17 protein-coding genes and 1 riboswitch are annotated in these 17,778 nt (G+C 70.4%); of the genes, 11 read left to right on the forward strand and 6 right to left on the reverse strand.

Annotation, left to right across the window (positions count from 1 at the left end; genetic code table 11):
- Window position 1: 1 nt before the first annotated feature.
- The gene (gene gcvH, locus AC1C2R_RS19505; protein ID WP_495353446.1) at window positions 2-373 is read right to left on the reverse strand and encodes a glycine cleavage system protein GcvH; all 372 of its coding nucleotides are present in this window, start codon (window positions 371-373) and stop codon (window positions 2-4) included.
- A 59-nt stretch (window positions 374-432) separates the two neighbouring features.
- Window positions 433-1,647, reverse strand: coding sequence for a glycine cleavage system aminomethyltransferase GcvT (gcvT, locus tag AC1C2R_RS19510; RefSeq protein WP_495380992.1), 1,215 nt, complete (start codon window positions 1,645-1,647; stop codon window positions 433-435).
- Window positions 1,648-1,868: 221 nt separating this feature from the next.
- A riboswitch (glycine riboswitch) is annotated at window positions 1,869-1,975 on the reverse strand.
- Between the two features lie 197 nt (window positions 1,976-2,172).
- Between gcvT and AC1C2R_RS19515 the strand changes: the two genes are divergently transcribed.
- The 7 genes from AC1C2R_RS19515 (at window position 2,173) to AC1C2R_RS19545 (ending at window position 9,801) form a co-directional block, all read left to right on the forward strand.
- Window positions 2,173-2,889, forward strand: a complete 717-nt coding sequence (locus AC1C2R_RS19515) for an NUDIX hydrolase (RefSeq protein WP_495353444.1) — start codon at window positions 2,173-2,175, stop codon at window positions 2,887-2,889.
- The gene (gene nadA, locus AC1C2R_RS19520) at window positions 2,886-4,313 is read left to right on the forward strand and encodes a quinolinate synthase NadA (protein WP_495380993.1); all 1,428 of its coding nucleotides are present in this window, start codon (window positions 2,886-2,888) and stop codon (window positions 4,311-4,313) included. Before AC1C2R_RS19515 ends, nadA begins: the two co-directional genes overlap by 4 nt.
- 1 nt (window position 4,314) lies before the next feature.
- On the forward strand, window positions 4,315-5,943 hold the full coding sequence (nadB, locus tag AC1C2R_RS19525) for an L-aspartate oxidase (RefSeq protein ID WP_495380994.1): 1,629 nt from the start codon (window positions 4,315-4,317) through the stop codon (window positions 5,941-5,943).
- Window positions 5,943-6,797, forward strand: a complete 855-nt coding sequence (gene nadC, locus AC1C2R_RS19530) for a carboxylating nicotinate-nucleotide diphosphorylase (protein ID WP_495353441.1) — start codon at window positions 5,943-5,945, stop codon at window positions 6,795-6,797. Before nadB ends, nadC begins: the two co-directional genes overlap by 1 nt.
- On the forward strand, window positions 6,794-7,939 hold the full coding sequence (locus tag AC1C2R_RS19535; protein ID WP_495380995.1) for a cysteine desulfurase family protein: 1,146 nt from the start codon (window positions 6,794-6,796) through the stop codon (window positions 7,937-7,939). Before nadC ends, AC1C2R_RS19535 begins: the two co-directional genes overlap by 4 nt.
- Window positions 7,936-8,103: a hypothetical protein gene (locus tag AC1C2R_RS19540; RefSeq protein WP_495353439.1), complete on the forward strand. Its 168-nt coding sequence runs from the start codon at window positions 7,936-7,938 to the stop codon at window positions 8,101-8,103. The genes AC1C2R_RS19535 and AC1C2R_RS19540 overlap by 4 nt, the downstream gene beginning before the upstream one ends.
- A 237-nt stretch (window positions 8,104-8,340) precedes the next feature.
- Window positions 8,341-9,801, forward strand: coding sequence for a DHA2 family efflux MFS transporter permease subunit (locus tag AC1C2R_RS19545; protein WP_495354403.1), 1,461 nt, complete (start codon window positions 8,341-8,343; stop codon window positions 9,799-9,801).
- Between the two features lie 95 nt (window positions 9,802-9,896).
- Here the strand turns inward: AC1C2R_RS19545 and AC1C2R_RS19550 are convergent, their stop codons facing one another.
- The gene (locus AC1C2R_RS19550; protein ID WP_495381113.1) at window positions 9,897-11,615 is read right to left on the reverse strand and encodes a VWA domain-containing protein; all 1,719 of its coding nucleotides are present in this window, start codon (window positions 11,613-11,615) and stop codon (window positions 9,897-9,899) included.
- Window positions 11,616-11,856: 241 nt separating this feature from the next.
- Here AC1C2R_RS19550 and AC1C2R_RS19555 point away from each other — a divergent pair, with 241 nt between their 5' ends.
- Entirely contained in the window at window positions 11,857-12,987 is a 1,131-nt protein-coding gene (locus AC1C2R_RS19555) for an N-formylglutamate amidohydrolase (RefSeq protein ID WP_495380996.1), read from the forward strand.
- Here the strand turns inward: AC1C2R_RS19555 and AC1C2R_RS19560 are convergent.
- Entirely contained in the window at window positions 12,978-13,202 is a 225-nt protein-coding gene (locus AC1C2R_RS19560; protein ID WP_495380997.1) for a hypothetical protein, read from the reverse strand. The genes AC1C2R_RS19555 and AC1C2R_RS19560 overlap by 10 nt on opposite strands.
- A 3-nt stretch (window positions 13,203-13,205) precedes the next feature.
- Here AC1C2R_RS19560 and AC1C2R_RS19565 point away from each other — a divergent pair, with 3 nt between their 5' ends.
- A complete protein-coding gene (locus AC1C2R_RS19565; protein ID WP_495353436.1) occupies window positions 13,206-13,853 on the forward strand; it encodes a phosphoribosyltransferase in 648 nt (215 codons plus the stop codon).
- Here AC1C2R_RS19565 and AC1C2R_RS19570 read toward each other — a convergent pair.
- Window positions 13,842-14,657, reverse strand: coding sequence for a putative protein N(5)-glutamine methyltransferase (locus tag AC1C2R_RS19570; RefSeq protein WP_495353435.1), 816 nt, complete (start codon window positions 14,655-14,657; stop codon window positions 13,842-13,844). The two genes, AC1C2R_RS19565 and AC1C2R_RS19570, sit on opposite strands and share 12 nt — an antisense overlap.
- Before the next feature lie 211 nt (window positions 14,658-14,868).
- Here AC1C2R_RS19570 and AC1C2R_RS19575 point away from each other — a divergent pair, with 211 nt between their 5' ends.
- The gene (locus AC1C2R_RS19575) at window positions 14,869-16,761 is read left to right on the forward strand and encodes an anthranilate synthase family protein (RefSeq protein WP_495380998.1); all 1,893 of its coding nucleotides are present in this window, start codon (window positions 14,869-14,871) and stop codon (window positions 16,759-16,761) included.
- Here the strand turns inward: AC1C2R_RS19575 and AC1C2R_RS19580 are convergent.
- Window positions 16,736-17,185, reverse strand: a complete 450-nt coding sequence (locus AC1C2R_RS19580; RefSeq protein WP_495353433.1) for a nitroreductase family deazaflavin-dependent oxidoreductase — start codon at window positions 17,183-17,185, stop codon at window positions 16,736-16,738. The two genes, AC1C2R_RS19575 and AC1C2R_RS19580, sit on opposite strands and share 26 nt — an antisense overlap.
- A gap of 136 nt (window positions 17,186-17,321) precedes the next feature.
- On the opposite strand from AC1C2R_RS19580, the gene AC1C2R_RS19585 reads away from it, so the two are divergent.
- Window positions 17,322-17,765 carry a hypothetical protein gene (locus AC1C2R_RS19585; protein ID WP_495353432.1) on the forward strand — a complete coding sequence of 148 codons (444 nt, stop codon included), beginning with the start codon at window positions 17,322-17,324 and terminating at the stop codon, window positions 17,763-17,765.
- Window positions 17,766-17,778 lie beyond the last annotated feature (13 nt).

Below are 17,778 nucleotides of genomic sequence, written 5' to 3' on the forward strand. Positions count from 1 at the left end.
GTTACTCTCCGACCAGTGCGCGGTACTCGTCGTGCGTGAGGAACTTCGGCAGGCTCGAGGTGTTGACCTTGATGAGCCAGCCCTCGCCGAAGGGGTCGCTGTTGACGAGTTCGGGCGAGTCGACGGCGGCCTGGTTCGCCTCGACGACCTCGCCGTTGACGGGAGCGAAGAGCTCGCCGACCGACTTCGTCGACTCGATCTCGCCGATGACGGTGCCTTTGGTCACGGTCGTGCCCGCCGCGGGCAGCTCGACGAAGACGACATCGCCGAGCTTGTCGGCGGCGTAGTCGGTGATGCCGATCGTGGCGACGTCTCCGTCGACGGCGATCCACTCGTGTTCTTCGGTGTAGTGCAGTGCGGTCTGGTCGGTCATGGGGTGCTCCTCGAGGACTCGTGCGGTGTGCTGACGTTGCGGTGTGCGGTCGTGCTGGATCAGGCGGTGCGCTTGTAGAAGGGCAGGGCGACGACGGATGCCGCGATGCGCGTGCCCCGCACGTCGACGAAGAGTTCGCGACCGGGCTCGGCGGCGACGGGGGCGACGAAGGCCATGGCGATGGGGTGGCCGAGCGTCGGCGAGAGCGCTCCGCTCGTGACGATGCCGACCCGAGTCGCGGACTCGTCATCGCCGTCGAAGACCTCGTAGTCGGCACGGGCCGCGCGACGGCCCTCGGCGGCGAGACCGACGAGCACCGGGGCATCCGCTGCGGGGCCTTGCTCGATGGCGGCGCGGCCGACGAAGTCGTCGGGCTTGGCGAGTGCGACGACGCGGCCGAGGCCGGCCTGCACCGGCAGGATGCCGCGGCTGAGTTCGTGCCCGTAGAGCGGCATGCCCGCCTCGAGGCGCAGCGTGTCGCGGCTCGCGAGGCCGCACGGCGTCACCCGCGGGCCGCCGGTCTCGGCGAGCGCCTCCCACAGTCGAGCGGCACGATCGGGGGCGAGGTAGAGCTCGAAACCGTCTTCACCCGTGTAGCCGGTGCGGGCGACGAGCACGGGCTCGCCCTCGAACGTGGCCGGGAAGGCGCGGTAGTACTTGAGGGCGTCGAGCTTCGCGTCGAAGTCCTCTTCGTCGTTACCCGGCCCGTCGACGCCGAAGCCCGGCGTCTCGAGCAGCACGGCGCGCGCATCGGGCCCCTGGATCGCGATGAGGGCGATGTCGTCGCTCTCGTTTTCGACGATCGTGTCGAAGCCCGCGGCGCGGGTGCGGAGCTCCTCGGCGACGATGTCCGCGTTCGAGGCGTTCGCGACGACCATGTAGCGGTCGACGCCCGTGCGGTAGACGACGAGGTCGTCGATGATGCCGCCGCCGTCGTCGAGCAGTAGCGAGTACTTCGCCTGGCCGATCTCGATCGCCGAGAGCTTGCCTGCGAGCGCGTGGTCGAGCGCAGCCGCAGCCTCGGGGCCGATGAGCACGATCTCGCCCATGTGGGAGAGGTCGAAGAGGCCCGAGTGGTGCCGCACCGCGTGGTGCTCGGCGAGGTCGCTCGAGTAGCGCACGGGCATCTGCCAGCCGGCGAAGTCGGTGAAGCTCGCGCCCGCCGCGCGGTGCACGGCGTCGAGCGGGCTGCGCCGCTCGGCGCTGGACTGCTCAGTGCTGGACTGCTCAGTGCTGGACTGCTCAGTGCTGGCGGTACCGGGGTCGTTGGTCACGAGAGTTCTCCAGACGTGCCGGCTCTCGCCGGCGTTGTCACGGTCGCGGAAGCTTGCCGTGTGGGAACTCCCCCTCTGTCATGAGCCTGAGAGTTTCACGCGGGTCGAAGCGCTTTCACCGTGGGCGGCCCCGTGTTTGCGCGAAGATCTCGAGTCGCGTCGCCTTCGGCGTCGCTGCTCGATCTGCTCCGCGCTCCGCACGGAGCACTTTTCAGAGCGGCCTCGTCATCGCGGTGTAGTGACCTGAGAGATTGGCGGGGAGGCTTGCTCCTTCGGTGCCGGTCGGGCGCTGTTCTTCAGCGCTCACCGGCTCTCCCGCGACGCGTCGATGGCCCGGTATGAGATTGTGCTCCGATCCTAGCAGCGGGGCCGGCCGCACGGCGGCGAGTGCCGGCCGCGCGCCGCGGCGCACGGCCGGCGCCGCAGGAGTGGTGTTCGAGTCGAATTGACTGTAAGCTCGCCCTCAATGGAGTTCGAGTCATCCTGACCCGAAGACTGGAAGTACGTATGCCGCAGGCTCCCGAAATGACACGGGAGGCGCCGACGCGCCTCGCCGTCTCGACGGTGATCTTCGCGTTGCGCCCGGATCACGCCGGTCGGCCGGTGCTCTGGACCCCGCTCGTGCGCCGCACGCGGGAGCCGCAACTCGGGCTCTGGGCCTTGCCCGGCGGGTGGCTGCCCCCGAACGAAGAGCTCGAGGCCGCCGCCGCGCGCACCCTCCGGCTCACGACAGGCCTCGCCCCCAAATACCTCGAGCAGCTCTACACCTTCGGCGAGGTGGATCGCTCCCCCGGTATCCGGGTCGTCTCCGTCGTCTACTGGGCGCTCGTGCAGAGCGACGAAGCCGCGCGCGCGACTGCCGGCCCGAACGTGCGGTGGGTGCCGGCCGACACTCCGCCGAGACTCGCCTTCGACCACAACCGCATCGTCGAGTACGCACTCTGGCGCCTGCGAACGAAGGTCGAGTACGCCGAGATCGCTCACGCCTTCCTCGGCGAGACCTTCACCCTCGCCGAACTGCGCGAGGTGTACGAGGCCGTGCTGCAGCGCCAGCTCGATCCGGCGAACTTCCGGCGCACGATGATCGCGTCGGGTCGGTTGCGCGAGACCGGCGACCGCCTGGCCGGTGCCCCGCACCGCCCCCCGAAGCTCTACCGCTACGATCCGTCCGCCCTCACGGCCGGGGCCGCCGAACCGTTCACGCGAACCGAACCATTCATGAGGGAGCGACCCGCATCATGACCATCTCCATCGACGACGCCCGCACCGGCGGCGGCACCCGCACCGCGGCATCCGTCGACCGCACCATCCGGTCGATCAGCGCCGGCTCGACCGCCGGCGAGACCTGCGCCCCCGAGCTCGCGAAGGGCCCGTGGGAGTTCGACCAGGGAGCGGCAGGTTACGGCCCCGGCTCATCGATGGGCGACGTCATCCCGACCGGGTCGCCGCGCCAGGGCGCGCTGCCCGAGGCGTACCGCACCGCGTCGAACGATGAGCTGCACGCGCGCATCCGCGCCGCGAAGGCGACCCTCGGCGAGCGCGTCGTCGTGCTCGGTCACTTCTACCAGCGCGACGAGGTCATCGAGCACGCCGATTTCGTGGGCGACTCGTTCCAGCTCGCAAACGCGGCGCTCGACCGGCCCGACGCCGAGGCCATCATCTTCTGCGGCGTGCACTTCATGGCCGAGACCGCCGATCTGCTGTCGACGCCCGAGCAGGCCGTGATCCTGCCGAACCTCGCTGCCGGCTGCTCGATGGCCGACATGGCCGACGAGAGCTCGGTCGAGGAGTGCTGGGAGCAGCTCGCCGAGGTCTACGGCGACCTCGACGCGGTCGGTGCCGACGGGCGTGTGCCGGTCATCCCCGTGACCTACATGAACTCGAGCGCCGCACTCAAGGGCTTCGTGGGTCGCCACGGCGGCATCGTCTGCACCTCGTCGAACGCGCGCACCGTGCTGGAGTGGGCGTTCGAACGCGGGCAGCGGGTGCTCTTCTTCCCCGATCAGCACCTCGGCCGCAACACGGCGAAGGCGATGGGCGTGCCTCTCGAGCAGATGCCGATGTGGAACCCGCGCAAGTCGCTCGGCGGCAACACCGCTGCCGAACTCGACGACGCACGGGTGCTGCTCTGGCACGGCTTCTGCTCGGTGCACAAGCGGTTCACCGTCGAGCAGATCGCCGCGGCACGCCTCTCGCACCCGGGCGTGCAGGTCATCGTGCACCCCGAGTGCCCGATGCCCGTCGTCGATGCAGCGGATGCCGCGGGCTCGACCGACTTCATCGTGAAGGCGATCCAGGCAGCGCCGGCGGGCTCGACGTTCGCGATCGGCACCGAGATCAACCTCGTGCAACGACTCGCGGCCGAATACCCGCAGCACACGATCTTCTGCCTCGACCCGGTGGTGTGCCCGTGCTCGACGATGTACCGCATCCACCCCGGCTACCTCGCGTGGGTGCTCGAAGAGCTCGTCGAAGGCCGCATCGTCAACCGCATCACCGTGGCCGAGGCGGTCGCCGACCCGGCGCGCCACGCGCTCGAGCGCATGCTCGCGGCGAAGCCCACCACCGCTCGTCGAGGAGCGACGAAGGAGCGTATCGAGACCCCCACCGGCAGTCCTGACACGCTCGCCGGCACCCACCCCTCGACCAGCGAGAACGTGGCCTGACATGGCGCACGTTCTCGTGATCGGCGGCGGCATCGCGGGTCTCTGGACCGCCGTCAGAGCCGCCGACGCCGGGCACGACGTCGAGCTCGTCACGAAAGTGGAGCTCGCCGAGGGCAACACCCGCTATGCGCAGGGCGGCATCGCTGCGGCACTCTTCCCCGACGACTCGGCTGAGCGTCACTACGCCGACACGATCGAAGCCGGCGCCGGCCTCGCCGATCCGGCCGCGGTGCGCGTACTGGTCGACGAGGGACCCGAGCGGGTACGCGACCTGATCCGATTCGGGGTGGCCTTCGACCGCGACGAATCCGGCCTCGAGCGCGGCCTCGAGGCCGCGCACTCCCGGGCCCGCATCCTGCACGCGGGCGGCGACGCCACCGGCGCGGCGATCGAGCGGGCGCTCGTCGACACCGTGCGGCGGCGCGCCGTGCTGGTCGATGAGCAGACGATGCTCGTCGACCTCGTCGTCGAAGGCGGCCGCGCCGTCGGCGCACAGCTGCTCGAGGCATCCGGAGCCGTCGTCGTGCGCCGCGCCGACGCGATCGTGCTGGCCACCGGCGGCATCGGATGCCTCTACCGGCATACGACGAACCCCGCCGTGGCGACCGGCGACGGCGTCGCCGCCGCGTGGCGTGCCGGCGCGGTCGTCGCCGACCTCGAGTTCACCCAGTTCCATCCCACCGCCCTCGCGGCGCCCGGTACGCCGCTCATCTCCGAAGCCGTGCGCGGCGAGGGGGCGGTGCTGCGCGACGCGCAGGGGCGCCGATTCATGTTCGACGTCGACCCGCGCGGTGAGCTGGCTCCCCGCGACATCGTGGCCCGCGCGGTGTGGCGGCGCTCGCTCGAACAGGGCGGCGCCCCTGTGCTGCTCGACGCGACGACGCTCGGCGGCCAGACACTCGCACGTCGCTTCCCCGGGCTCGACGCGGTCGTGCGCGCCGCAGGCTTCGACTGGTCCCGCGAGCCGGTGCCCGTGACGCCGGCCGCGCACTATGCGATGGGCGGCATCGTGACAGATCTCGACGGCCGTACGAGCCTGCCGGGCCTCTTCGCGGTCGGCGAGGTGGCCCGCACGGGCGTGCACGGTGCGAACCGGCTCGCCTCGAACTCGCTGCTCGAGGCGGCGGTGTTCGCCGACCGCGCTGCGCGAGCGATCGGCAACGAGTCCGCCAGCGCGTTCGCGCACGAGTCCGCGCACGCGGGGTCTCGCGTGCACAACTCCGGAGATGCGGCGCGACTCGCCTCGCCCCGAACACCGACACACCGTGCAAGGTTCGAGTTCTCCGGAGTTGTGCGCGACGACCACTCGGACACCGGGGCCTCGGCGGCACGCGCAACCGTCGATCGCGAGCAACTGCAGGTGCTCATGTGGCAGCACGTCGGGCTGGAGCGCGACGAGGCGGGGCTCGGCGAGGCATCCGCTCGGCTCGATGCGTGGCGCGCGCCCGAACCGCGCGACCGCTGCAGCGCCGAGGATCGCAACCTGCTCGACCTCGCGCGGCTGACCGCCCACGCCGCTCGAGCACGGCGCGTGAGCAGCGGCGCCCACTTCCGCACCGACGACACCGGAGCGCCCGGCGCCGCCCGCGAGCACCCTATCCCGACAACACTCGACCGAGAGGCAGCCTGATGACCGACGCCCGAGAGATCGACCGCATCGTCGGCACTGCGCTCGACGAGGATGCCCCGTGGGGCGATCTCACCTCCGAGATGCTCATCCCGGCGGAGGCGACCGCAACCGCCGTGCTGATGGCCCGCGAGCGCGGTGTGCTCAGCGGCATCAGCGTCTTCGCCGCAGCCTTCCGCCTCGTCGACCCGGCCGTCGCCGTCGAGGCCTTCGCGGCCGATGGCGAGCCCTTCGAGGCGGGCGCGGTACTCGCCAGCGTCACCGGGCCGGCACGCGGCATCCTGCGCGCCGAACGCATCGGGCTGAACTTCGTGCAGCGGATGTCGGGCGTCGCGACCCAGACGGCACGCTACGTCGCCGAAGCCGCCGGCACGCGGGCTCGCATCGTCGACACCCGCAAGACCACCCCGGGGCTGCGCAGCCTCGAACGGCAGGCCGTGCGCGACGGCGGGGGGCGGAACCACCGCCGCTCCCTCTCCGACGCGGTCATGGCGAAGGACAACCACCTCGCGGTGCTCACGGCGGGCGGCCACGACCTCGCGACCGCACTGCGGGCCGCGCGCGGGCGGATGCCGCACACCGCGCACCTCGAGGTCGAGGTCGACCGGCTCGATCAGGTCGAAGCCGTGCTCGCCGGCGGCGCAGACACCGTCATGCTCGACAACTTCACGCCCGACGAGCTGCGGGCGGGCGTCGCGCTCGTCGCCGGACGGGCGATCGTCGAGGCATCCGGCGGGGTGACCCTCGAGACGGTGCGCGAGATCGCCGCGACCGGCGTCGATGTCATCTCGGTCGGTGCGCTCACCCACTCGGTGCGCTCCCTCGATCTCGGCCTCGACGTGGTGGTCGAGACGTGATCTTCCTCGACCATGCTGCGACCACGCCGGTGCGCCGAGAGGCGCTCGAGGCGATGTGGCCGTTTCTCTCGGGCTCATTCGGCAACCCGTCGAGCCGGCACGGCCTCGGTGACGAAGCTGCCCGGGCGCTCGCCGGTGCGCGCGCCGAGGTCGCCTCGGTCATCGGCTGCCGGCCCGGAGACGTCGTGTTCACGAGCGGCGGCACCGAGGCCGACAACCTCGCCGTGAAGGGGCTCGCGCTGGCGAACCCGCGAGGCAGGCACATCGTCGTCTCGCCGATCGAGCACGAGGCGGTGCTCGAGTCGGCCGCCGCCCTCGCCCGGTTGCACGGCTTCGACGTGTCGGAGGTCGCCGTCGATGCCGGGGGCGTGGTCGAGCCCGAGGCGCTCGCCCGGGTCCTCCGCCCCGACACGACGCTCGTCTCCGTGCAGCTGGCCAACAACGAGATCGGCACGGTGCAGCCCATCACCCGGCTGGCCGAACCGGCGCACGCGGCAGGCGCACTGATGCACACCGACGCGGTGCAGGCGGCCGGCTGGCTCCCGCTCGACATCGATGATCTCGGCGTCGATGCCCTCTCGCTCGCCGGCCACAAGATCGGTGCCCCGAAAGGCACGGGCGCACTCATCGTGCGCGGCCGGCTCCCGCTCGAGGCGGTGCTGCACGGTGGCGGGCAGGAACGCGGACGACGCTCGGGCACCGAGAACGTCGCCGGCGCGGTCGCCTTTGCGACTGCACTACGACTCGCTGAGGCCGAGCGAGCGGATGCCGCGGCGCGCGTCGGCCGTCTCGGCGCGCTGCTCGCAACCAGTGTCGCTGCGACGGTGCCCGGCGCGCGCCTCACCGGAGACCCCGAGCGCCGGCTCCCGGGCACGGTGTCCTTCGTCTTCCCCGGCACGAGCGGCGAGGCGGTGCTGCTCGAGCTCGAACGCGAGGGCGTGATCTGCTCGAGCGGCTCCGCGTGCGCGGCCGGCAGCGACGAACCCTCGCACGTGCTCACGGCGATCGGGGTGCCGGCCGAACTCGCGCAGACGGCGGTGCGGTTCACGCTCGGCGCCGAGACGACGACCGAGGATGTGACGGATGCTGCGGCATCCGTCACCCGCGCCGTGTCGGCGGTGCGCGCTATCGTGGAGTCATGAGCAATTCGATTCCGACTTCTGCAGGCGACGACGAACTCGCTCGCCGGGTTGCCGATGCCGATCTCGGCGCCGATGTCGATGCAGAGCTCGCGCCCGAAGAGCAGCTGCTGAAGGGCTGGCTCCCAGAGCCGACCCCGACTGACGGTCCAGCCCCGGCCCCGTAAACCGCCCCGCGACGACGATTCCCCAGCCGAACCGCTTCATCGGCTGAGCGCAGTTCCATACGTTCCGATCGATGTCGGAATCGGGGAATACTGTGTGACCCTGCGCGGGTTGTCTCACCTATTCGACGCTCTCCCTGGCGCAGCTCTGCGCCAAATCGATTGGACGCATTTTCCTTGACCGAACGCGCCGTTCCCGAACTCCGTGACCCCGGCGTCGCCCCAGCAGGCGACACCCCGATGCATGAACACTCCGATGTCGAGGCGCTGCATGGCGCTCGCAACAACCGGGTGATCTGGCTGCTGCTCGCCGCTTCCTTCGTCGTCATTCTCAACGAGACGATCATGGGCGTGGCGATCCCGCACCTCACCACCGACCTCGAGATCTCCATCGCCGCCGCGCAGTGGCTCACGACCGCATTCATGCTGACGATGGCCATCGTGATTCCGATCACGGGCTTCCTGCTGCAGCGGTTCGCGACCCGGCCGATCTTCATCGCAGCCATGAGTTTGTTCTCCGCAGGCACGCTCATCGCCGCCCTCGCACCGGGCTTCGAGGTGCTGCTCCTCGCCCGCGTCGTGCAGGCGAGCGGCACGGCCATCATGATGCCGCTGCTCATGACGACCCTCATGACCCTCGTGGCACCGGGCGACCGTGGCAGGTTCATGGGCCGGGTGTCGATCGTGATGTCGGTCGCCCCCGCGATCGGCCCGACCATCTCGGGCCTCATCCTGAACTACCTCTCGTGGCGGTTCATGTTCTGGCTCGTGCTGCCGATCGCACTCGTCATGCTGTTCATCGGCATCCGCCGAGTCGAGAACGTCAGCGAACCGCGCGTCGTCCCGATCGACGTCTTCTCGGTCGTGCTCTCGGCGTTCGGCTTCGGCGGCCTCGTCTACGGTCTCAGCCTGATCGGCGGCGAGACCGGCGGCAGCGTACTCGGAGCCGCGCCGATGTGGATCGCGCTCAGCGTGGGCGCCGTCGGCATCGCCGGATTCATCTGGCGTCAGATCGCCCTGCAGTCCGACGATCGGGCGCTGCTCGACCTGCGTACGTTCCGATCGGGCAACTTCGCGATCTCCGTGGGCCTCATGACGATCATGATGGCGGCACTGTTCGGCACGATCATCCTGCTGCCGATCTACCTCCAGAACGTGCTGCACCTCGAGCCGATCACGACCGGGCTTCTGCTGCTGCCGGGCGGACTCACCATGGGTCTGCTCGGACCGATCGTCGGGCGCCTCTTCGACCGGCTCGGGCCGACCCCGCTGCTCGTGCCCGGCTCGATCGTGGTCAGCGGCGTGCTCTGGTCGCTCACCCTCGTGACCGACCAGACGTCACCGTGGCTGCTGCTGATCGCGCACGTGGTGCTCTCGGCCGGCCTCGCGTTCATGTTCACGCCGCTCTTCACCTCGGCCCTCGGCTCCGTCGAACCGCGCCTCTACTCGCACGGCTCGGCGATCGTCGGCACTATGCAGCAGGTGGCCGGCGCCGCCGGCACGGCCCTCTTCATCACGATCATGGCGGCGCAGACCCTGACCAGCGCCTCGACCGGGGCGACGGCCGAGGCCGCCGCGGCATCGGGCGTTCGGTCCGCGTTCCTCGTCGGTGCGATCCTCTCGCTCGCGGCGATCGTCGGCGCGTTCTTCGTGCGCAAGCCCGCAGACATGATGGAAGGTTCGCCCGTCGTCGCACACTGAGCGACGACGCAACTCCGAAGTACAAGGTCCGAAGGGGCCCGGCAGTTCACATCCGCCGGGCCCCTTCGTCGTACACTGCCTCGTGCTCTGGCGACTCAGCCGCAGTTCGGTCGGCAGCTGCGCTGCGAGAGCGCGTCGACGAGCACGATGCCGAGGTCTTCGGGCTTCGACGCCGAGTATGCGGCCCCCTTCGTCGCCTGTGCGATGCGCTGCATCGCCGCGAGGTCGGTGTCGGGGCCGAAGCCGATCATGATGACCGGCACGGGCTTCTTCGGGTCGTCGATCTTCGCGAGTTCGGCGAGCAGGGTGTCGATGTCGATGCCGTTCTCGTCTTCGTTCTTGCCATCGGTGAAGAGCAGCACCGAGTTGACCTTCTCGGGGTCGTACGTCTCGCGCACTCGCTGCACCGCCGCGAGGGTCGTGTCGTAGAGGCCCGTGGCCCCGCCGAGCCGAGCCGGCAGGGATTGGATGACACCGGCGATCTGCTGCATGTGCGCGGCATCACCGAGCGGGGCGATCGGTGAGAGGTCTTCGTAGTCGAGGTCGCCGTTGCGCGCCGTCGAGAAGACCCACACGCCGAGCTCGACTTCGCCCGAGAACTTCTGCATCGCGCCGACGGCGGCCTGCTGGAAGATGTCGATGCGGCGAAGCCCGTTCTCGGCGGGCTCCTCCATCGATCCCGATACGTCGATGACCGCGAGCATGCGCGAGCGGAGCGTCAGCACGCTCCAGGCGCGAAGGATCTCGAGCTGCGCGGCGCCGTCGAGCGCGGCTGCCACCGGGGGCGCGTCCACACCGATGCCGGCGATATCGAGTTCACCGGATCCGTCGGGCGCACGGAAGCCCGCTGCGGCGAGTGTCGTTGCACCGTCGCGTACCGCTGCCTCGAACGCGTCGATCAGCTCGGCGCGCGAGACCGTGTCGGCGTCGGCCGAGTCCTCATCGGTCGAGTCTTCGTCGGCCGAGTCCTCGTCGGCGTCTGCCGATTCGTCGGAGGTCGCCGCATCCGCTGCCCCGAGTCGCACGAAGGGGTAGTCGAGGGCGACCGTGCCGTCGGTGGGATAGGCGGCGACGAGCCCCTCTGCGGGGTCGTCGAGGTTGTATGCGGCGACCTGTGCCTCGCTCGCGATGACGACGGCGGGTTGCCCGGTCGCACTCAACGCGCCGAACGCCGCACTGGTCGACGCCGGGATCGACTTGCCGAGTTCGATCATGGCCCCGGCGAACTGGCGCGGGTCGTCTGGTGAAGAATGGCCGCGCAGGGCGAGAAGGCCGGCAAGGCTCGCGGCGGATGCCTCGGGGTCGGGCAGGATCGTCGGCAAGGTGCCGCCGAGCACTCGTGCCCAGCTCACCGGCTCGGCCCCGAGTTCGGTGGCCTTCGCTGCGGCGCCGGCGAACACGACCGGCGAGGACGCCACCGATTCGCGGACGTCCACTTCGGGCGTGCTCTGCCCGAGCGAGGTCGCGGTCGCGTTCATGCGATCGAGCCACACGGCCGACTCGGGCACCCAGGCGTCGGCATCCGAACTGCCGGTCGCGACGATCGCGGCGGTGTCGGCCGAATCTTGAGCGACGATCTCGGTGGTCGCGCACCGTTCTGAGTTCTCGTCGAACGCCGCAGCGAGATCGGTGAGTGCGGGCGCGATCGACGTGTCGGCGACGACGACGATCTCTTCGGTCTCGGCGCAGCCGGCCTCGGCCGACGCGAAGATCGGGTTCAGGTAGCCGCCGACCCAGAGGAACACCCCTGACGCGATGACGCCGACCACGAGGACGGCGCCGACGATCGACAGAATGAGCTTGCGGTCCGGCATCTTCACCGGTGCCGCGACAGTATGACGCCCCACGGAGACTCCAAGCCGACGGGGCGGGGCCCGTCGAATCCTTTGTACGGGTTCCCCTCTCGGGGGAAGGATTTCGTTCAGTGTAAGCGACGAGTCCCAGTACGCGAACTTCGCTCGTCTTCTCGCTGCCGGTCGTGACCCGACCGTGACTCGTCGCCGGCCCGCCATCGCCCCACCACCCCGTTCAGGCGCCGGGTCTAGGGTCGGGAACATGGATGCCGCAACGCCGCTGCTGATCCCCGCCGGGACCGTCTTCACGAGCGAAGACATCACCCACTTCGCGGGCAAGGGCGAAAGCGGTGTGAACCTCGATGAGGCGATCGCCCGCGCCGACGTGCTCGTGACTGCCCCGCACGCGGGAGCCGCGATCCCCGAGGAGCTCGCCGCGTTCCTCGCGCCCGGCTTCACCCGGCGCCTGCAGTTCGATTACACCGATTGCTCGACGAGCCCGATCGTGCGCCGGTGGGCCGAGATCGACCCGCGCATCGTGGTCGTCGAGAATCCGCATCCGCGCATGGTGCGCGACCCCAACCGCGAGAAGCCGGCCGACCTCGCCGCCACGCTCACGGAGGCCTTCGCCCGCGTGCGCGCCGCGGGCGCCTGGAACCGCGTCGACCTCACCGGAGTCGATGCGATTCGCCCGGTCACCTTCTCGTTCTTCCCGTTGCTGCGTGTGCCGCAGTCGGCGGCCGAACTGCACGAGCTCGTCGACCAGTTCTCCGAGGTCGCCGAGCGCGGGCTCGGGGTGTATGAGCGCGCACGCGACGAGCTCATCGAGCGCCTCCAACAGCAGGCATTCGCGCTCGCCGCGCCGGGCTCACCGACCGCATTCACGATGTTGGCCTTCCACGACACGATGAATCACACGACGACGCGCGACGGTGCGATCTCGGTTGAACGCGCACCCGAGGCGCGTCTGCCCGACGTCGTCGCCCTGTCGAACCGCGGCGATCACCGCGGCGACCCCATCGGCGACTCCCCCGTGACAATGCGGCCCGATCTCCATCGCCTCCTCGCGGATACAGCTCGCCGCGCGTTCGACGTCGACGCGCCCGATGCGGTCGCCCTCAACCAGCCCTACCTCGGTAGCTACGAGATCATCGCCGCCGGGCGCCGCTTCGGCGACCTCGCCGGGCGAGCGGATGCCGCGGGCGTCGTGCTCTCGGCGGTGCAGGCCGAGTTCCGGCGCGAGTTCCTGCTCGGCGACGCGAACACCCGCATCCTCATGCGCCCCGGCACCGGTTGGATCGAGCCCGACGCCGATCGGGTCGACGCGATCGCCCGTGCGTGCATGGCGATGTTCGACGACGTGCGGCCAGGCCTCCTCGCACCTCACGACTGACGTCGCGCCGCGGCATCCGTCGCCTCATGATCGCGCCCCTTGGCACCGCGACTCCTCGGTGCGACCATGGGAGGAAGCCGACGGAAACGGGCCGACAGACCCGAACGACGGTGCAACGGACGCACGTCGTTCAACGGATGCACGTCGGTCAACGGATGCACGTCGGTCAACGGATGCACGTCGGTCAACCGACGCACGTCGTTCAACGGATGCACGTCATGGAGCAGTTCCGAAACCGGACGGACGCCGGTCGGCGTCTGGCCACAGCACTCGAGGGAGTCGACCTCGAGCGGCCGGTCGTGCTGGCACTGCCGCGCGGCGGCGTGCCGGTCGCGGCGCCGGTCGCACGAGCGCTGGGTGCACCCCTCGACGTGCTCGTGGTGCGCAAACTCGGAGTGCCGCGGCAGCCGGAGGTCGCTATGGGGGCGATCGGCGAGCAGGGTGCTCGCGTGTTGAACGACGACATCGTCGACGCCGTGCGCGTGTCACCGGGTGAATTGCGCGACATCGAACGGGTCGAGCGGCATGAACTCGAGGCGCGCGTCGCTCGCTTCCGGGGTGCCGAGCCGCCCGTCGCGCTCGAGGGGCGCACCGCGGTGATCGTCGACGACGGCGTCGCAACCGGAGCGACCGCACGCGTCGCGGCTGCGGTTGCGAAGGCCAGGGGCGCCGCTCGAGTGGTGCTCGCGGTGCCGGTCGGCGCGGCCGAAGCGCTCGCGACGATCGCCGAGACATCGGTCGACGAAGTGGTGTGCCTCTCGGTGCCGCCCGGGTTCATGGCGGTCGGCATGCACTATCTCGACTTCGCGCAGACCACCGATGACGAGGTCGCGGCGCTGCTGGCGGACGCGCGATCAGGCGGCTGAGTCGCGCTCGCCGATCACGATCGTCGCGTCGGCGTCATCGTCGTGCAGCACACGTGCCGAGAGGCCCGCGGCCTCGAAGAACCCCGCGGCGACCAGTGCCTGCCGAACACTCGTCTCGATCAGTAGCGCACCGCCGGGGGCGAGCCATGATCGAGCGGATGCCACGACCCGACGATGCACATCGAGCCCGTCGCTGCCGCCGTCGAGTGCCATGCGCGCCTCGTGGTCGCGCGCCTCGGGCGGCATCATGGCGATCGCCTCGCTCGGCACGTAGGGGGCGTTGACGGCGAGCACGTCGATGCGCCCTCGCAGCTCGGCCGGAAGTGCGGCGAAGAGGTCGCCCTCGAAGACGAGACCGCCCAGCGGTTCGAGGTTCGTGCGCGCCGCCTGCACGGCGACCGGGTCGAGGTCGGCGGCGACGAGGTGCACGGGGCCCGCGGCGCCCGCGATGGCCGCACCGATCGCCCCGGCGCCGCAGCACAGGTCGACGACGACCGGCAGGTGTGCCGAACCGTCGTCATCGCGCGCGAGCGCGGCGTGCGCGGCGAGGCGGGCGGCCTCGGCCGCGAGGAACTCGGTGCGTCGGCGGGGCACGAAGACACCCGGCAGCACGCGGATGCGCAGGCCCGCGAACTCCGCCCACCCGAGCACCTGCTCGAGCGGCTCACCCGCGACGCGGCGTTCGACGAGCCGATCGAGTTCCACCAGATCCTGGGTCGCCTCCACGAGGAGTCTGGCCTCGTCTTCGGCGAAGACGCATCCTGCTGCGCGCAGGCGGGTGACGATCTCGGGTTCAGCAGGCATCCGTCGCAGCCTACTGCGGGCAACCGTCGGGCGTCGTCGTCGGTCACGTCGTTCGGACGTGGTGCTACAGTGCTCTGCATGACCACGTCGAACCAGAACTGGTGGCTCGCCTCCTAGGCGGCCACGCGTTTCGACGTACTGACGACCGCCCGAGGGCGGTCGTTTTCGCGTTTGCGGGAGGGCCGAGCCGAAGGCCCGACCGGAGAACACCATGACGCGACTGCTCGCGACCCTGCTCGCCGCCGACGAACCTGGGCCCTTCGCGGTCCTGCGCCGCGAGAACGAACCTCGACTCGACGTGCTCATCGGCGACGTCGTCGACGTCGACCGACTCGCCGACATCCCGCTCGACGGCGCTGAGGTGCTCGCCCTCGTGCCGTTCCGCCAGGTGCGCGAGCGCGGTTTCGTCGCTCACGACGACGGGGCTCCCCTACGGTGCCTCGTCGTGCGTGAACGCGAGTCGATCGACGTGGATGAGGCCATCGGCATGCTGCCGGAGCATCCGCTCGCCGTCGACGGCCTCGCAGTCGACGTGAGCGATGTCGACTACGCCGCCCGAGTGCGCCGGGTGATCGATGAGGAGATCGGCCGGGGCGAAGGAGCGAATTTCGTGATTCGACGCGAGTTCGCGGGGCGCATCGGGGCACCGGCCGGCCGAGCCGTGCTCGGCTGGCTTCGTGCGCTGCTCGAGCACGAATCGGGTGCGTACTGGACGTTCGCGGTGCACACTCGCGGTCTTTCCGCAGTCGGTGCGACGCCCGAGCGGCACGTGAGCTCGATCGACGGGGTCGTGTCGATGAATCCGATCAGCGGCACCTTCCGCCACCTCAGCGGGCCGCCCTCCGACGACGAGCTCGCGGTGTTCCTCGATGACGTGAAAGAGCGCGAGGAGCTCGTCATGGTCGTCGACGAGGAACTGAAGATGATGAGCGCGGTCTGCCCTGACGGCGGGCGCATCCGAGGTCCGTTCCTGAAGCGGATGTCGCGGCTGACGCACACCGAGTACCTCCTCGAGGGGCGAAGCGACCTCGACCCGCGCGAGGTGCTGCGCCGCACGATGTTCGCCCCGACCGTGACGGGATCGCCGCTGGGCAACGCCTGCACGGTGATCGCACGCCACGAGGCGACGCCGCGGGGCTATTACGGGGGCGTCCTTGCCCGCTTCACGCCGACCGCGGCCGGGTACGACCTCGACGCGCCGATCCTGATCCGCACCGCGTACGTCGACGGCGCCGGCGGGGTGCGCGTGCCGGTCGGTGCGACGCTCGTGCGGCATTCCGATCCCGACGGCGAGGTCGCGGAGACGCACGCGAAGGCAGCGGGCGTGCTGACCGCGCTCGGCGCCGTCCCGCGCACCGGTGGGCCGATCGCGACGGTCGCAGCTGCCGAGGGCCGCGACGACGACCGCATCACCACCCTGCTCGCCGCTCGCAACGACCATCTCGCGCCGTTCTGGAGCACCCCGCAGGGCGCTCACCTCTCGCGCGGGGCCACTGCGCTCGTCATCGACGCCGGCGACGACTTCACGACGATGCTCGCGCACCAGTTGCGTCACCTCGGCGTCGCAGCGCGGGTCGTGCCGTGGAGCGAGGCCGTGCCCGAAGCATCCGACGATCTCGTGGTCTTCGGACCGGGGCCGGGCGACCCGCGCGACCCCGACGACGTGCGCATCGCTCGCGTGCGTGAACTCATGGCCGGGCGGCTCGCGAGCGGGGCGCCGCTGCTCGCGGTGTGCCTCAGTCATCAGGTGCTCGCCGACCTCGCCGGTCTGCCGATCGAGCCGCTGGCCGCACCGCATCAGGGACTGCAGCTCACGGTCGATCTGTTCGGCGAGCCGGCGGCGATCGGCTTCTACAACACCTTCACGGCGTCGGCGCCGAACCGCTCGATCACCCCGCGACTCGAGCTCGAAGTGGCATCGAATGCCGCGACGGGTGTGGTGCACGCGCTCCGCGGTCCCGGCGTGGCCTCGGTACAGGGGCATCTCGAATCGGTGCTCTCGCCCGACGGGCTCAGTGTGCTCGAGCGGCTCCTCGACGGGCTCCTCGACGGGCCGCTCGCTCCAGACCGGGCCGGGCTCATCGAGGCCGGAGGTGCAGCCTGACCATGGGGATGTCGGGGTCGACCAGACCGGTGACATCCTGAATCGAGCGTTGCAGCATCGCCCATGCCTTGGGCCGATGCGCGGCGTACCGCAGCAGCAGCTCGCGACTCTCGTCGGGGTCCAGTAACTCCGCACGGGCGGGCACACGCCGCCGCCAGCCGATGCTCACACCGCAGCGCGGTTCGGCCGAGAGATTCCGGTACCACTGCGCGCGGGTACCGAACCCGGAGGCCACCACGACACGGTCGGATGCCTCGCGGTCGACGGCCTCGATCACGGCGAACCGCGCCTCGCCACTCGTTCGGCCGCGATGCTCGAGCAGCAGAAGCCGGCCGCCGAAGATGAATCCGAACCCGGCCGTGAAGAGCGGGATCGGCAGGCGCACTGCCCACCGTGTCGTGAGGAACTTCGCACCGAAATCCACGTTGCTTCGCCTCTCATGAGATGACGAGAGCCTCTCCGGCCGGATGATCCCGCACTGCGGCCGGTTCCGCAAGGCGTTGCCACGCCGGGTCGGGCGCGCTTGACTTGCCGTGACCGACCTGAGGAGGCGGATCACCGTGGATACCACTATCGTCTGGATCATCATCGGCATCGTCGTCGTGATCGTGATCATCGTCATCATCGTCATGGCAACGAATCGGCGGCGCCGAGAGGCCCACGCCGAGGCCGGGCGCAGGAAGGCCGCGGATCTGAGGCAGGGAGCCGCCGAGACGGATGCCGCTGCGCGGCAGCATGACGCGGATGCGGCGAGCGCAGCCGCCGCAGCGAAGCAGGCCGACGCCGAGGCTGCGCAGGCCCGTCTCGAATCGCAACGGCGCTCCGACGAGAGCGCCGACCGGCAGTCGGCAGCCGCCGACCTTCATGCCGAAGCCGACGATCGACTCCGCAAGGCCGACACGCTCGATCCCGACGTCGAGGTCGCAACCGACGAGGCCGGCAGGGCCACCGAAGCGAACGGCGCCGGCGACGATGGTCGGCGCGGAGGGGCACACCTGACGTGACCGCGCGTCGGAC

Source organism: Agromyces sp. Y182 (assembly GCF_059445385.1).

Coding starts and splice junctions, on each gene's coding strand:
- AC1C2R_RS19555 (WP_495380996.1), top strand. CDS start 11,857: ATGGATGCCGCAACGCCGCTGCTGATCCCCGCCGGGACCGTCTTCACG.
- AC1C2R_RS19565 (WP_495353436.1), top strand. CDS start 13,206: ATGGAGCAGTTCCGAAACCGGACGGACGCCGGTCGGCGTCTGGCCACA.
- AC1C2R_RS19570 (WP_495353435.1), bottom strand. CDS start 14,657: ATGCCTGCTGAACCCGAGATCGTCACCCGCCTGCGCGCAGCAGGATGC.
- gcvH (WP_495353446.1), bottom strand. CDS start 373: ATGACCGACCAGACCGCACTGCACTACACCGAAGAACACGAGTGGATC.
- nadA (WP_495380993.1), top strand. CDS start 2,886: ATGACCATCTCCATCGACGACGCCCGCACCGGCGGCGGCACCCGCACC.
- AC1C2R_RS19540 (WP_495353439.1), top strand. CDS start 7,936: ATGAGCAATTCGATTCCGACTTCTGCAGGCGACGACGAACTCGCTCGC.
- AC1C2R_RS19575 (WP_495380998.1), top strand. CDS start 14,869: ATGACGCGACTGCTCGCGACCCTGCTCGCCGCCGACGAACCTGGGCCC.
- nadB (WP_495380994.1), top strand. CDS start 4,315: ATGGCGCACGTTCTCGTGATCGGCGGCGGCATCGCGGGTCTCTGGACC.
- AC1C2R_RS19515 (WP_495353444.1), top strand. CDS start 2,173: ATGACACGGGAGGCGCCGACGCGCCTCGCCGTCTCGACGGTGATCTTC.
- AC1C2R_RS19550 (WP_495381113.1), bottom strand. CDS start 11,615: ATGCCGGACCGCAAGCTCATTCTGTCGATCGTCGGCGCCGTCCTCGTG.
- AC1C2R_RS19545 (WP_495354403.1), top strand. CDS start 8,341: ATGCATGAACACTCCGATGTCGAGGCGCTGCATGGCGCTCGCAACAAC.
- nadC (WP_495353441.1), top strand. CDS start 5,943: ATGACCGACGCCCGAGAGATCGACCGCATCGTCGGCACTGCGCTCGAC.